This is a genomic window from Flexivirga sp. B27 (assembly GCF_052905685.1).
In genome coordinates, this window is record NZ_JBPYUM010000001.1 from 741,902 (window position 1) to 755,661 (window position 13,760).

Genomic DNA, 13,760 nt, shown 5'->3' on the forward strand with positions numbered 1-13,760 from the left:
CTCAGTCGAGGACGCGGAAGGTGGGGCCCGCAACGGCCCCCTTCGCGAGGAGCGGAATCAATCAACGTCAATCCAACACGGCGTTGACGAACGCCTCGGGGTCGAATGGCGCGAGGTCGTCGGCACCTTCACCGAGGCCGACCAGCTTGACCGGGACACCGAGCTCGCGCTGCACGAGGACCACGATGCCGCCCTTGGCCGTGCCGTCCAGCTTGGTGAGCACGACACCGGTGACGTCGACCGCCTTGGCGAAGATCTCCGCTTGGCGCATGCCGTTCTGGCCGGTCGTCGCGTCGAGCACCAGCAAGCACTCGTCGATCGGGCTCTGTTTCTCGATGACCCGCTTGACCTTGGCCAACTCGTCCATCAGGCCGACCTTGTTGTGCAGGCGGCCGGCGGTGTCGATCATGACGACATCGACCTCGCCCACGTTGCCGGCCTTGACTGCGTCGAACGCGACGGCTGCCGGGTCGGCGCCCTCCTTGTCGGAGCGCACGGTCGGCACACCGACGCGGGCGCCCCAGGTCTCGAGCTGGTCGGCAGCCGCGGCACGGAAGGTGTCGGCCGCACCGAGCACGACGTCCTTGTCCTCGGCGACCAGGACGCGCGCGAGCTTGCCCACGGTCGTGGTCTTGCCGGTGCCGTTGACGCCGACGATCATGATCACCGCCGGACGGTCGCCGACCCGGGTGCCTGCGATGCGGCGGTCCATGTCCGGTCCGACCTGCGCCAGCAACTCCTGGTGCAGCCAGCTCTCCAGCTGCTCGTCGCTCGGTGCACCTTCAACCTGAACTCGACGTTTCAGGCCGTCGACGATCTCTGTCGTGGCGTCGACGCCGAGATCGGCGCCCAGCAGAGTGTCCTCAACGTCCTCCCATACGGCATCGTCCAGTTTGTCGCCGGACAGCGCGGTGAGCAGGCCCTTGCCGAGAGCGTTGTTGGAGCCGGCCAGCCGCGAACGCAGTCTCGTCATACGACCGCGAGCCGACTCGGGTCGTTCGATCTCGGTCGTCGTCGTGGAGCCCGACTCGCTGGAGGCGGGCTCGTCGGCGAGCTCCTGCTCGGCAGCCGCAACCTCGGCGTCGGTCGGTGCCTGCTGCGCCGGGGCGGGCGGCTGCTCCTGTGCCGCCGTCTGCGGCCCGCCGTCCCGCGCCACCGGCTCGGCGGTGGACTCCGCGGGCTTCGACGGGGCAGAAGACTCGGCCGGCCCGGCACCGGGTGCGGCCGACCCGTCGGCCGGACGCTCTGTGGCAGGCGGCTGCCCGGCTGCAGGCTTCGACGGCGCACCCTTACTGGTGTCGATCGTCGCCGTACTACTCGGTTTGTAGGTGTTGGCGCTTCGGGTCTTCGCCTCGCGTGCGGGAGGCGGCGGCTCTACCGGCGGGGCCGACTTCCTGCCGCTGCCCCGCAGGTAGCCGACGAGCAGCGCCAGCCCCGCGAGAACGACGACCGTGATGATGACAAGGATTTCCCAGAGCGAGTCCACGCCCGACATCCTCCCAAATGGATCGACGAACCGGGCGTGGTGTCACCCCGGCGTGCGCGGTTCCGCGCAACGGACAGGATCGTCCGGCGTGTCACTCCGCTTCGGAGTCAGCGCCCACCTTGCGACCACGTCGCTCGGTCACCGAGGTGACCATCCCCTCGGCCCGCTCGGTCAGCAACTCGCGTCCCTCACGTCGTGCGGGCACGGCGACGAGACCGATCACCGTCCCGGCGAGAGCCACACCGACAACCAACGCCAAGATCAACCACACCATGGCTCCATTGTCCGACTTGACCTGTGTTTTACCAAAGCCATACCCGTGGTTTCGCGCGGAAGATTGCCCAACCCATACCGCGCGGACGGTGAACACTCGGCCAAGCACCAATGACAGGCGAGAACACCGCCGACTTCGCGACGTGCCGCAACGTCGGACACGCGTGCACGCTGCCTGTTCGTTCGTTACTCTCGTCCGGATCGCAACCGACCGAAGGATCACCCTGTGACCAGTTACCCGAACGACCCCAACCAGCCTGACGGCTACGGCGAACAGCCGAAGGACGGCTCGGGCAACCCGCAGTACGGGTCCCCGCAGTACGGCGCACAGCCCTACGGATCCCCGCAGTACGGTGCGCCTCAGCAGGGCAGCCCGTATGGCGGTGCGGTGGAGCCGCAGGAGCACGACAAGGCGACCCTCATCATGATCCTGGGGATCCTGTCGATCCCCTGCTGTGGCCTGTTCACCGGCATCCCCGCGATCATCATGGGTCGCCAGGCACTGCAGCAGATCGACGCCTCCGGCGGCATGCTCGGCGGGCGCAGCAAGGTCCAGGCGGGCTTCATCTGCGGGATCATCGGCACCGCGTGGACCATCGTCGCTGCCATCGTCCGGCTCGCGGGCTGACGTCATACCGACACTGAAGGGCCGGTCACCGTGTGGTGACCGGCCCTTCTCGTATGTCGCCAGGTGTCGCTATGCCTGATAGAGCCAGTGGCCCCAAGGCGTCCAGCGGTAAACGGTGAAAAGCACCATGGCGACCGCAAAGATTGTCGTTGCGACCTTCGGTGTGTTCAGCAGGACAGCCTGCACCTCGCCTTTCGCCCGCCGGACGAACCACCGAACTATCAGCGCGGCTCCCGCCACCAGGATGAAAACCGCGGCGGCATTGCTGGTGAGCGCGTCGCCCAGCTGACCGCGGGTGAGGTCGTTCATCGCGCGGAGCCCGCCGCACAGCGGACACGGCCAGCCGGTGATCGTCAGGAACGGGCAGAAGCCATAGGACCCGGACTGGTGCGGGTCGTGAAAGTGCAGCAGCACCAACGCTCCCGCGCCACCGGTCGCCATGAGGACCGGCTCGCGCACTCGTCGCGCGAGCGGCACCTGCGCAGCGTCCGGCCGCTGCAGTCGGGCTGTTGTCACTCCCCCAGATTAGGTCACTGCTTGCCGAGCAGTTTCAGGAACGGGGTGACCTCGCTCGGCACGTCGACCCCGGAGTCGCGGTCGGCGGTGGTCGGTGTGAATCCGGCGACCGCGCCGCCGTCGGAGACGACGTGCGCGGCCAGCTCGGCCGCGGCACGGCCGGCGCGGGCAGCCAGGTCGCGCCCCGCTGCGCCGCCGCCGAAGTCCTCGGTCGCGGCGAAGACACCGGTCGGCATCACGACCGCACGCAGGTGACTGAGCAGCGGACGCAGCGCATGGTCGAGGACCAGCGAATGCCGTGGCGTGCCCGCGGTGGCCGCGATGATCACCGGCATACCGTTCAACGCGTCGGCGTCCAGGGCGTCGAAGAACATCTTGAAGACGCCGCTGTAGCTCGCCGCGAAGACCGGCGTCACGACGACCAGTCCGTCCGCCGCCGACACGGCACGCCGCAACTGGTCGAGACGTGCCGTCGGCATACCCGCGGTTGCCATCATGGTCGCGAGATCGACTGCGTATTCACGCAATTCATAGGTCTGTATGTCGACCGACTCACCTCGGGCACTGACGGCAGCCTCGACCGAGCCGGAGATCTGGTCGGCGAGCAGCCGGGTGCTGCTCGGCTGGCTCAGCCCGGCGGTCAGGACCACGACTCGGCGGGTCATGCGGAAACCTCCTCGGCAACCTGCTCGAGACCGGCGGTCGCGCTGATCACCTTGCGGTGCGGCGAGTCCGGTCCTTCGGCGACCAGGCTCGCGTGGGTGGGCGGGTTGCTCGGCACATGCTCGGGGCGACGAGCCTCGAACTCCTTGCGCAGCACCGGCACGACCTCCTTGCCGAGGATGTCGATCTGCTCCAGGACGGCGTCCAGCGGCAGGCCGGCGTGGTCGACGAGGAAGAGCTGGCGCTGGTAGTCACCGACGTAATCGGCGAAACCGAGCGTGCGCTCGATGACCTGCTCGGGCGTGCCGACGGTCAGCGGGGTGTCGCGGGTGAAGCTCTCCAGCGACGGGCCGTGTCCGTAGACCGGGGCGTTGTCGAAGTAGGGACGGAAGATCCGCTTGGCCTCCGCCTCGGTGTCGGCCATGAACACCTGTCCGCCGAGACCGACGATCGCCTGGTCGGCGGCGCCGTGCCCGTAGTGCTCGAAGCGCCGGCGGTAGAGGCCGACCATCGAGGCGGTGTGCTCCTTGTTCCAGAAGATGTGGTTGTGGAAGAAGCCGTCACCGTAGAACGCGGCCTGCTCGGCGATCTCGGGGCTGCGGATCGAGCCGTGCCACACGAAGGGCGCGACGCCGTCCAGCGGCGCGGGCGCCAGCGAGTAGCCGTGCAGCGGGGTGCGGAATTCGCCCTCCCAGTCCACAACCTTCTCCCGCCAGAGGCGGCGCAGTAGGTGGTAGTTCTCGACCGCGAGCGGGATGCCCTTGCGGATGTCCTTGCCGAACCATGGGTAGACCGGGCCGGTGTTGCCGCGGCCGAGCATCAGGTCGATGCGGCCGCCCGCGAGGTGCTGCACGTAGGCGTAGTCCTCGGCCAGCCGCACCGGGTCGTTGGTGGTGATCAACGTCGTCGCCGTCGACAGCTGCAGGTTGGTCGTCTGCGCGGCGATGTTGCTCAACAGGATCGGCGGGTTGGCGGGCGCGACGAACGGCGGGTTGTGGTGCTCACCCGTGGCGAAGACGTCCAGGCCGACTTCCTCGGCCTTCTTCGCGATGGCGACCATCGACTGCACACGCTCGGCCTCGGTCGGCGTGCGGCCGGTCGTCGGGTCCTGGGTGACGTCACCGATGGTGAAGACGCCGAACTGCATGTCACTCACTCCCTGCTCTCGCGATGCTCTAGAACTCTCTAGAAGTATCTCAAATTTTAACTAACTGCTCAACACAACAGCCGTGCGCGCTGTCCTATTCCAGCCCGCCCCTTCCCACTTCGCCGAGAGGCCCCTCGTTCGCCGACAGGCCCCCGGATTTGGCCCTCGTGGGAGCTAAATCCGGGGGCCTCTCGATCATCGCTGGGCCTGTCGGCGTGTGTGGTGCGGGTGCGCGCCGCGGGAAGCCAAGCCGCCGCTAGATGATCACCCAGAGCAGCGAGGTGAGTGCGAGACCGACGACCGAGATGATGGTCTCCATGACCGACCAGGTCTTGAGGGTCTGCACGATCGTCATACCGAAGTACTCCTTGACCAGCCAGAACCCGGCGTCGTTGACGTGCGAGAAGAACAGCGAGCCGGCACCCACGGCGAGGACCACCAGAGCCAGGTGCGTGGACGACAGTCCGACGGCCAGCGGCGCGACGATGCCGGATGCGGTGACCGTGGCGACGGTCGCCGACCCGGTGGCGACGCGGATCAGCACCGCGATCATCCAGCCGAGCACGAGGGCGGACAGGCTTGCCGCGACGGCGATCTTGCCGATCGCGATGCCGGTGCCGCCGTCGAGCAGCACCTGCTTGAAGCCGCCGCCGGCGCCGACGATGAAGGTCGCGCTGACGATCGGCTTGAGGCTGTCGCTCATCTTCTCGGTGAGGGTGTCGAGCGAGAAACCCACCGTGGTCCCGAAGGTCACCATCGCCATCAGCACCGCGAGCAGCAGCGCCACCACGGGCTCACCGATGAACTGCAGGAACGGGTAGATCGAGGCGTCCTCGCTCATCCAGACCTCGGCGGCCGCGCGAATCAGCATCAGCACCACGGGAAAGAGGATGGTCGCGATCGTCCAGCCGAAGGTCGGTCGTCGGGTGGCCTTCTGCGTGCCGTCCGCCGGAGCGGCCTCGACACTGTCCTGGGTCAAGTCGGGCCCGGTGTCGCTCACCAGGTTGCCGCCGGCGCCGGCGGCGCCGATCGGCACCATCCGGGCGGCAAGGATGGCGAAGAGCGGCCCGGCGATGATGACTGTGGGGATCGCGATCAGCAGGCCGATGGCCAGCGTGGTGCCGACGTCGCCGTGCAGGTTGGCGATCGCCGCGAGCGGCCCGGGGTGCGGCGGGATGAAGCCATGCAGCACGGACAGCCCGGCCAGCGCGGGTATGGCGAGGGTCATCGCCGGCTTCTTGGAGCGCTTGATCGCCAACATGACCACGGGGATCAGCAGCACCAGGCCGATCTCGAAGAACATCGGGATGCCGATGATGAACGCTATCAACGCCATTCGCCAGGGAAGCGCTCCTCCCCCGCCGGTGAGGATCTTGTCGACGATCTCGTCGGCGCCGCCGGAGTCGGCGAGCAGTTTGCCGAGCATCGCGCCGAGGACGATCAGCACGCCGACGTTGCCGAGCACGGCACCCACGCCGGTTTCGAACGACCCGGCGACGTCCGCCAGGTTGATGCCGGAGCCGATGCCGACGACCAGGCAGCCGATCGTCAGCGCGAGGAAGCCGTGCATCTTCAGCTTGACGATCAACGCAACGATGATCGCGATGCCGATGACCGTGACCACCAGGGCCTGTGTGTCGTGCCCCTCCCACGGCTCGTGGATCTTCTTGATGGTGTCGTCCGCGGCGGCCAAGGACGCCGGATGGAACATTGAAGTCATGAATCTCTCCGGTTCTCAAGGGTTTTCATGCGTTGTCGTGGGTTGTGGAGTTGCCCAGCGCAGCGCAGAAGGCCGCTGCGTTCTTCCTGATGTCGGACCAGCGAGCCTCGGCGACGTCGGACGGTGTGACCACGGATGTCCCGGCGGTCACGGCCAGCGCGCCGGCGGCCAGGAACGCGGCAGCATTGTCGTTGTTGACGCCGCCGCTGGGCACGAGCGGGACGTCGGGGAACGGACCGCGCAGGTCCGAGAAGTATGTCGGGCCGACCGCTCGGGCGGGGAAGATCTTCACCACGTCCGCGCCGAGGCCGACCGCGGTCAGCAGCTCGCTCGGTGTCAGCGCACCGAGCACGACGGCAGCGCCGGCCCGGTGTGCGACCTCGACGATCCCGCCTGCGTCCGGACCGAGTCCGGGCGTGACGATGAACTGCGCACCCGCCTCGACCGCGGCGCGAGCCTGGTCGGCGGAGGTCACCGTGCCGGCCCCGACGACGCCGTCCGTCCGCGAGGCCGCCTCGGCGGCGTCCCGCAGCAGGCCGGTGAGGCCCGGTGTGGTGAAGGTCAGCTCCAGCACCCGTATGCCGCCGGCCGACAAGGCACCGGTCAGCGCGACGACATCGTCGATCCGTGGCGCCCGCACGATCGACAGCACCCGATCCTGCGCGAGTGCGTCCAATACTGCTGTCGCTGTGTCGTTCACAATGCTCTCGTCCCTTCGTCGGTGCGGCGCATCGCGCGCCCTGGCAGGTCGTCGGTGCGGTGCCCGGCCTCGATCACGGCCGTGCCATTGACCAGCACCCAGTCGATGCCGGCGGCTTGTTGCCGCGGGTCGTCGAATGTCGCGGTGTCCCGGACACCGTCCGGGTCGAAGAGGACCAGGTCGGCGGCATACCCCTCGCGCACCAGGCCGCGCCGCTGCAGCCGGAGCCGTGCCGCCGGCCGGCCGGTGAGGTGGTGCACGCAATCGACGAGGTCAAGCACACCGAGCTCACGCACGTAGTGCGCCAGGTAACGCGGGAAGGTGCCCCAGGCTCGCGGATGCGGTCGCTCGCCGACCAGGATCGCGTCCGACCCGCCGCAGTGTGTGCGGTGGCGCATGATCGCCTGCACGTTGTCCTCGTGACCGACGTGCTGCAGGATCGTGGTGGCGAGCCGGTCCCGGAGCAACAGGTCGAAGAAGACATCGAGGGCGGGTTGCCCTGTCGATGCGGCGATTTCATCGATTGTCCGACCCACCGCGTCCGAGAGGTCGGGGTTGCCGACACCACTGATCTGGATCGTCTGCCAGTCCGTGACACAGCCGTGGCAGCCGTCGGTGCCGACCTGCTCGATCTGGTAACCGATGCGCTCCCGCAGAGTCGGGTCCTGCAGTCGGTGCAGCAACTCGTCCGGGCCGCCGGTCGTCGCCCAGCTCGGCAGGATGGCGCTCAGGGTCGTCGAGCCCGGCAAGTAGGGATAGCTGTCCAGGGTGATGTCGTCACCGGCATCGAGCGCGTCGTCGATCAGTCGCAGCAACTCCCCCGCACGTCCTGCGTTGGGGGCGAAGTTCATCGTCGCGTGGGTCAGATGCAGCGCGCAGCCGGCTGCCCGGCACACGTCGATCATCTCGGCATACGCTTCGAGTGCGCCGGCGCCGTACGAGCGGTGATGTGGGCTGTAGTAACCGCCGTGATCCGCGACCACCCGCAGGAGCTGTGTCAATTCGGCGTCATCGGCGAACATGCCTGGTGGATACGTCAATCCGCTGCTCATGCCGATCGCGCCCTGCTCGAGGCCGGCCGCGAGCAAGGCCTGCATCCGGCGCACTTGCTCCGGGGTCGCGCGCTGGTCGTCCGGTCCCACGACCATCAGCCGCAGCGTGCCCTGCGGCACCAGATAGGCCGCATTGCAGGCGATCCCACGGTCCAGCCGGTCCAGGTAGTCCGCGACCGTCGCCCAGCGGTCGTCGAAGCTGTCGGGCGTGCCGTTCCAGCCGGCGATCTGCCGGCGCAGCGCCGCCCGGGATGCCTCGTCGGCCGGCGCGAACGACAGGCCGTCCTGCCCGAGCACCTCCAGGGTCACACCCTGACTGACCTTGGCCATGTGCTCAGGTGAGGCCAGGATCTGGATGTCGGAGTGGGCATGCATGTCGATGAATCCCGGTGCCAGCACGCTGTTTTCGGCCTCGATGACACGTCGGGCCGAGCCTGCTGCGGCGGTGCCCCGGTGGATCCCGGTGATCACACCGTCTGTCACGGTGACGTTCGCGGTGTATGCCGGGCCCCCGGACCCGTCGATCACCGTCGCCCTGCGGATGAGCCAATCAGCCGTCATGCCAACGCATCTCAGAACCAGGTCCGCACCAGGTCGACCACGACGGGGTCATCGGCGTCCGCGTCTTCGACGACCGGGACGAGCACCCACTTGTCCAACGCGGTGCAAGGGTGCGACAACCCGAGGCGAAGCTCGTCACCAATCTGCACCGGCGCGGGCGAGTCGGGGTCGAAATGCAGGAAACCGTGCTGGTCGTTCAGCGCCGTGACCTCGATGCCCTCCAGCACAACGGTGTGATCGCCCGTGTTGCGGGGACGCAGCAACTGCACCTCCGGCATGCCTTCGTCGAAGGGCAGGTCGCGCTTGCCGGCGTCGAAGATCGCCATACCGGGCTCGGGCTGGGAGCTCACCCTGACCCACCCGTGCATCGCAGCCCGCAGTGTGGGCCCTGCAGTGCGCGGGTGCTCCCCGAGCGGCGAGATGCCGCGATAGAAACCGTCGTCATGCACGATGTAGGCGCCGCTGCGCAGGACCACGCGCGCACCACTGTCGGCCAACGGACGCAGCACGTCGTCGACGACGTCGAAGTAGGCGCTGCCACCTGCACTCACCACCGGCGTGCTGCCTTCGGGGTAGCACCCAGCGGCGGCGAGCTCGTGGTGCACTTGCGCGAGATCCCGCAGGTATGCCGCGACGACTTCGCGTGCCTGCTCGTCCGGAGTGTGCGCCATCGCACCCTCATAGCCGGCGACTCCCGCAAGCTCCAGGTATGGCGAATCCTCAACCGCCGCAGCGACTTCCAGCGCGGTCGCCAAGTCACGGGCACCGGTCCGTCCGCCGCTGCCACCGCGCTCGACCAGCACGCGCAGTTTCGGACGCGTGCCGGGGTCGGGCACATCGGCAGCCAGTGCGTCGTGCATGAGCTGCACGGTCCGCACGGCGTCGGCCCACACGTAGATCTCGTCCTCGGGATGAGCGGCAAGCTCATCGGACATCCAGCGCAGCGACAGCGGCGAGATCACCGCGTTGGCCACCATCACCCGCTGCACGCCGAACTCCCGCGCGACGGCGAGTTGCGGGAGGTTGGCGACGGTGATCGCCCAGGCGCCGGCCTGCAGCTGCTCCTCCCACAGCGCCGGAGCCATGGTGGTCTTCCCGTGCGGTGCGAGATCGAATCCCCTGTCGGCACACCAGGATGCGAGCGCGGCGAGATTGTGGTCGAGCGCCGTCCGGGACAGCGTCAGCAACGGCGTCGGCAGCTGAGAGAGGTGCGGGCGACGAGCACGCAGCTCGCCGACGGTCCGGCCCCAGAGCTCCGGCGGCATGCCCTTGTGCCGCCAGTCGACCTGCTCCTCACCGAGCGCGTCCAGTGCCGCGCGGTCCATGCCCAACCTCCATCGTTGCGTATTTTGCAACGTGCATTGCATAATGTGATTGCCTTGTGTAGCATCACGGCCAGCACAACGTCAAGGTTTCCACTGGAGAGGGCCGCACGGTGACGAACGGATCGACCGGATCGCCGGGATCACTTCGGGTGCTGTGCCTGGGCGAAGCGATGGTCATGCTGCGTCCGCACGAGCCCGGCGGGCTGGCGGGCTCGGCCTTGCTGCACCGCTCCGTGGGCGGAGCCGAGGCAAACGTCGCGGGCGCACTTGCCGCGCTCGGCATACCGACCTGTTGGGTGTCCCGGCTGGGGCAGGATCCCTTCGGTGATTTCGTCGAGCACGATCTGACGGCCCGCGGCGTCACCGTCGTCGCCGAGCGGGATCCGCAGCGGCCGACCGGTGTCTACCTGAAGGACTCCGGCGCCGGCGGCAGCCGGATGTACTACTACCGCAACGGATCTGCGGCAGCTGCGATGGACGGGCGCCTGCTCGAGGCACCCGATGTCGCAGCAACGCTCAGCGACTGCGAGCTCGTGCACACCTCGGGCATCACCGCCGGTGTGCTGAGTTCCGACAGCGATCTGCTGCAGCGCCTGGCCGAGGCCCGTGACGCCGCCGGATTCACCCTCAGCGTCGACCTCAACTGGCGTCCGGCGCTGTGGCGCGGCAAGGAACCGCGCACGCTGATCGCCCTGCTGCGCGCCGCCGACATCGTGCTGCTGGGCGCCGACGAGGCCGTGGCAGCCCTGGGTGTCAGCTCGCCCGAGGCACTGCGCGACCTGCTCGGTCCGCGCGCACGCATCGTCATCAAGTCCGACGCCCACGTCGCCACCGAGGTGTCCCCGGAGGGCACCACCGCGGAGCCGGCGTTGCGCGTGCAGGTCCTCGAACCCGTCGGCGCCGGAGACGGATTCGCCGCCGGTTACCTCACCGGCCTGCTGCAGGGGTATGACGCCGCACAGCGTCTCCGACTCGGGCATCTCACCGCTGCCTGTGTGCTCGCCGAGCCGGGCGACCACGCGAGCCGGCTGCCCGGCAGCGCCATACGCCAGGCACTGCTGACCGCGACCGAGCAGGACTGGGCCGACACAGTGGTCAGTGCCGAGGGCATCGATTCACCTGTGCTGCAATCGGATACCCCGAGCCGGTCGAACCCCAATACCGGGAGCCGGCCAAACCCCAACACCGAGAGCTGGCCGAGCTTGTCGAGGTCACCCACCGACGACACCACCCAGGATCAGGAGAGCCGATGAGCCAGAGCCTCGCCCGTGCCCTGCAGCTGCTGGGCCAACTCGCCGACGGCGGACGGTCCCTGGACGAGCTCGCCGAGACGCTCGGCGTGCACAAGACCACCGTGCTGCGGCTGCTGCGGACCCTCGAGGACGACCGCTTCGTCCGCCGCGACGACAACCATCGCTTCTTCCTCGGCTCCCGGCTCTTCGAGCTGGGCGCGAGTTCTCTTGAACACCACGCCATCCGGGACATCGCGTTGCCGCACCTGGAGCGACTCGGCCGGGAGACCGGCGGGCAGGCGGTGCACCTCGCGGCATACGAGAGCGGCCGGGCGGTCTACATCGCCAAGGTCGAGAGCACCAGCTCGGTGCGGATGTATTCACGGGTCGGCCTTGTCGCGCCGCTGCACGCGACCGCGGTGGGCAAGGTCCTCACCAGTGAGCTGCCGGAGACGAAGCTGCGAGCTGCCCTGGAAGCGAACGACTTTCACGCGTTCACCGAGCGCACGATCACCGATGCGGACGCCTACCGCACAGAGTTGGCGAAGGTCCGCGCGCAGGGCTGGTCGGAGGACTCCGCGGAGCACGAGGACTTCATCAACTGCGTCGCCGCACCCATCCGGGACAGCACCGGCCGGATCATCGCCGCTGCATCCATCTCGGTGCCCGACGTCATCCTGACCCGCGACGCCGTGCACGACCTGATCCCGACCCTGCAACGCGCCACGGCCTCGATCGAGGCCGATTGGTCCACCACTGAAAGGAATTGAGCATGCCCAAGCAGCAGATCGTCGCCGACAACGCACCGACACCCGCCGGCCCCTACTCCCCCGGCGTCGTCAAGAACGGCATCCTGCAGGTCTCCGGTCAGACCGGCGTCGACCCGTCGACCGGCAACCTCGTCGAGGGACTCACCGCACAGACCACGCAGACGTTCGCCAATCTGGAGGCCATCCTCACCGCCGGTGGGGCGACCTGGGACGACGTCATCTCGGTGCGGGTTTACCTGACCGAGCCCAAGGACTTCGCGGAGATGAACGACGCCTACGGCGCGTTCCTGCGTGACCGGCTCGGCGCGGACGCAGTGCTGCCGGCTCGGACCACGACGATGCTCGCGCTGGCCAGCCCCGAGATCCTGGTGGAGATCGACGTGATGGCTGTCCTGGGCTGACTCTTCCCTTTTTCGCCGACAGGCCCACGGATCGCCCAGAGGACCCTCGATTCCAGGTCATTTCGCCCGGAATCGAGGGTCCTCTCAATGCATCGCAGGGCCTCTCGACAAGAGGGGCGGCCTCGGCGGCAGGTGGCCTGTGGACAACTTCTGCGGGCGGACAACCCGGCGTGCAACGCTCGGACGTCATGAGCGTGATAGCGGCCGTGCCGGACCCGACAGCCGGGGAGCTGGAGATCCATCGACGGGAGCGAAGCAGACACGTCGAGCGGTTGCGTGGCCTGGTTCGGTCGACCTCCGCTGCCCGCTTGGCGGCGTTCGACCTGCCCACCGGCAGTGACACCGGCCAGTTGGTGAAACTTCGCCAGTGCGCGTATGCCAGCGGCTTGGACGAGCTGAGCCCGGAGGACCTGCTCATCGTGAAGGCGTGCATGGTGCAGCAGGCCACGAGTCGCCCGATGGTGTTCTCCCACGGCACTGCGGACGCCGTCTGGGCATTCCCGACCATCGGTGACCGCTCTGAACTCGTCGAATACGTCATGCCATCCGGCACCAAGGGTCGTAGCCCTGACGTGCGCCGGCGGCGCGCCAGCGCTGCGCCGGAGAGTGTGCAGGTCGGTGGATTGCTGGTCACGCCATACGACCGGACCGTCGTTGATCATGCACGGCATGCCCCGCTCGAGTCCGCAATCTCCGTGTGCGACAACGCACTTCATCTCGGACTGACCACGCGAGACGCCTTGCTCGCCGAGCACGGGAAGATCCCGAAGGGCCGCAGGGGTCGTCGTATGGCGGAGCTCGCCATACATCTGGCCGACGGGCGGGCCGAGTCACCGCTGGAGTCGTTGAGCCGGACCCGAATGTTCCAGACCAGCCTGCCGATGCCGGACTTGCAGGCGCGCTTTTACGACCACGACGAACTCATCGGACGCACCGACTTCTATTGGCCCGCGCTCGGGCTCATCGGTGAATGCGATGGCATGCTGAAATACGCTGTGCCCGAGGGTGATCCGGGACAAACCGCGGTGGATGCTCTCCTGCAGGAGAAGGACCGCGAGCAGCGGCTGCGCAGGCACGCCGCAGTCGATGATGTGGTCCGGTGGGGCTGGAACGACGCGCTGCCGCCCGGCGAGTTGCACGGGCTGCTCGCCGCGCATCGCCTGCGGTCCGTGCTGGACGGTGGCTGGCCGGTCCCGGACGGTCCGCTTCCCAGGCGCGCGTTCGTCAGCTGAACCCGCCTGAACCCCGCCCCTCCTTCTCCGACCTTCCATTTCACCGACAGGCAC

General features: G+C 68.2%; 14 protein-coding genes. 5 read left to right on the plus strand and 9 right to left on the minus strand.

Going from position 1 to position 13,760, the window contains the following annotated elements:
- Positions 1-67: 67 nt before the first annotated feature.
- Complete coding sequence (ftsY, locus tag ACSZL9_RS03545; RefSeq protein ID WP_446664084.1) at positions 68-1,495, minus strand: signal recognition particle-docking protein FtsY; 1,428 nt, start codon at positions 1,493-1,495, stop codon at positions 68-70.
- Positions 1,496-1,577: 82 nt separating this feature from the next.
- Positions 1,578-1,760 carry a hypothetical protein gene (locus ACSZL9_RS03550; protein ID WP_446664085.1) on the minus strand — a complete coding sequence of 61 codons (183 nt, stop codon included), beginning with the start codon at positions 1,758-1,760 and terminating at the stop codon, positions 1,578-1,580.
- Between the two features lie 225 nt (positions 1,761-1,985).
- On the opposite strand from ACSZL9_RS03550, the gene ACSZL9_RS03555 reads away from it, so the two are divergent.
- Positions 1,986-2,387 carry a DUF4190 domain-containing protein gene (locus ACSZL9_RS03555; RefSeq protein ID WP_446664086.1) on the plus strand — a complete coding sequence of 134 codons (402 nt, stop codon included), beginning with the start codon at positions 1,986-1,988 and terminating at the stop codon, positions 2,385-2,387.
- A gap of 69 nt (positions 2,388-2,456) precedes the next feature.
- Here the strand turns inward: ACSZL9_RS03555 and ACSZL9_RS03560 are convergent, their stop codons facing one another.
- The 7 genes from ACSZL9_RS03560 to ACSZL9_RS03590 all read right to left on the minus strand — a co-directional run bounded on the left by ACSZL9_RS03560 (position 2,457) and on the right by ACSZL9_RS03590 (position 10,071).
- Positions 2,457-2,903, minus strand: coding sequence for a DUF2752 domain-containing protein (locus ACSZL9_RS03560; protein ID WP_446664087.1), 447 nt, complete (start codon positions 2,901-2,903; stop codon positions 2,457-2,459).
- Between the two features lie 14 nt (positions 2,904-2,917).
- Positions 2,918-3,568 (minus strand): CE1759 family FMN reductase, encoded by a 651-nt coding sequence (locus tag ACSZL9_RS03565; protein ID WP_446664088.1) that lies wholly within the window; start codon positions 3,566-3,568, stop codon positions 2,918-2,920.
- Positions 3,565-4,713 carry an LLM class flavin-dependent oxidoreductase gene (locus ACSZL9_RS03570; protein ID WP_446664089.1) on the minus strand — a complete coding sequence of 383 codons (1,149 nt, stop codon included), beginning with the start codon at positions 4,711-4,713 and terminating at the stop codon, positions 3,565-3,567. Before ACSZL9_RS03570 ends, ACSZL9_RS03565 begins: the two co-directional genes overlap by 4 nt.
- Before the next feature lie 256 nt (positions 4,714-4,969).
- Positions 4,970-6,433 carry a GntT/GntP/DsdX family permease gene (locus ACSZL9_RS03575; RefSeq protein WP_446664090.1) on the minus strand — a complete coding sequence of 488 codons (1,464 nt, stop codon included), beginning with the start codon at positions 6,431-6,433 and terminating at the stop codon, positions 4,970-4,972.
- A gap of 25 nt (positions 6,434-6,458) precedes the next feature.
- Positions 6,459-7,133, minus strand: coding sequence for a bifunctional 4-hydroxy-2-oxoglutarate aldolase/2-dehydro-3-deoxy-phosphogluconate aldolase (locus ACSZL9_RS03580; RefSeq protein WP_446664091.1), 675 nt, complete (start codon positions 7,131-7,133; stop codon positions 6,459-6,461).
- Entirely contained in the window at positions 7,130-8,746 is a 1,617-nt protein-coding gene (locus tag ACSZL9_RS03585; RefSeq protein ID WP_446664092.1) for an N-acyl-D-amino-acid deacylase family protein, read from the minus strand. The genes ACSZL9_RS03580 and ACSZL9_RS03585 overlap by 4 nt, the downstream gene beginning before the upstream one ends.
- A gap of 11 nt (positions 8,747-8,757) precedes the next feature.
- Positions 8,758-10,071 carry an amino acid deaminase gene (locus ACSZL9_RS03590; protein ID WP_446664093.1) on the minus strand — a complete coding sequence of 438 codons (1,314 nt, stop codon included), beginning with the start codon at positions 10,069-10,071 and terminating at the stop codon, positions 8,758-8,760.
- 110 nt (positions 10,072-10,181) lie between these two features.
- Between ACSZL9_RS03590 and ACSZL9_RS03595 the strand changes: the two genes are divergently transcribed.
- From ACSZL9_RS03595 to ACSZL9_RS03610, 4 genes are all read left to right on the plus strand, one after another.
- Complete coding sequence (locus ACSZL9_RS03595) at positions 10,182-11,324, plus strand: sugar kinase (RefSeq protein ID WP_446664094.1); 1,143 nt, start codon at positions 10,182-10,184, stop codon at positions 11,322-11,324.
- Entirely contained in the window at positions 11,321-12,073 is a 753-nt protein-coding gene (locus ACSZL9_RS03600; RefSeq protein WP_446664095.1) for an IclR family transcriptional regulator, read from the plus strand. Before ACSZL9_RS03595 ends, ACSZL9_RS03600 begins: the two co-directional genes overlap by 4 nt.
- Positions 12,074-12,075: 2 nt before the next feature.
- Positions 12,076-12,474, plus strand: coding sequence for a RidA family protein (locus ACSZL9_RS03605; protein WP_446664096.1), 399 nt, complete (start codon positions 12,076-12,078; stop codon positions 12,472-12,474).
- 188 nt (positions 12,475-12,662) lie between these two features.
- Positions 12,663-13,706 (plus strand): hypothetical protein, encoded by a 1,044-nt coding sequence (locus ACSZL9_RS03610; protein WP_446664097.1) that lies wholly within the window; start codon positions 12,663-12,665, stop codon positions 13,704-13,706.
- Positions 13,707-13,760: the final 54 nt, after the last annotated feature.

Coding starts and splice junctions, on each gene's coding strand:
- ftsY (WP_446664084.1), bottom strand. CDS start 1,495: ATGTCGGGCGTGGACTCGCTCTGGGAAATCCTTGTCATCATCACGGTC.
- ACSZL9_RS03550 (WP_446664085.1), bottom strand. CDS start 1,760: ATGGTGTGGTTGATCTTGGCGTTGGTTGTCGGTGTGGCTCTCGCCGGG.
- ACSZL9_RS03565 (WP_446664088.1), bottom strand. CDS start 3,568: ATGACCCGCCGAGTCGTGGTCCTGACCGCCGGGCTGAGCCAGCCGAGC.
- ACSZL9_RS03570 (WP_446664089.1), bottom strand. CDS start 4,713: ATGCAGTTCGGCGTCTTCACCATCGGTGACGTCACCCAGGACCCGACG.
- ACSZL9_RS03575 (WP_446664090.1), bottom strand. CDS start 6,433: ATGACTTCAATGTTCCATCCGGCGTCCTTGGCCGCCGCGGACGACACC.
- ACSZL9_RS03585 (WP_446664092.1), bottom strand. CDS start 8,746: ATGACGGCTGATTGGCTCATCCGCAGGGCGACGGTGATCGACGGGTCC.
- ACSZL9_RS03590 (WP_446664093.1), bottom strand. CDS start 10,071: ATGGACCGCGCGGCACTGGACGCGCTCGGTGAGGAGCAGGTCGACTGG.
- ACSZL9_RS03600 (WP_446664095.1), top strand. CDS start 11,321: ATGAGCCAGAGCCTCGCCCGTGCCCTGCAGCTGCTGGGCCAACTCGCC.
- ACSZL9_RS03605 (WP_446664096.1), top strand. CDS start 12,076: ATGCCCAAGCAGCAGATCGTCGCCGACAACGCACCGACACCCGCCGGC.
- ACSZL9_RS03610 (WP_446664097.1), top strand. CDS start 12,663: ATGAGCGTGATAGCGGCCGTGCCGGACCCGACAGCCGGGGAGCTGGAG.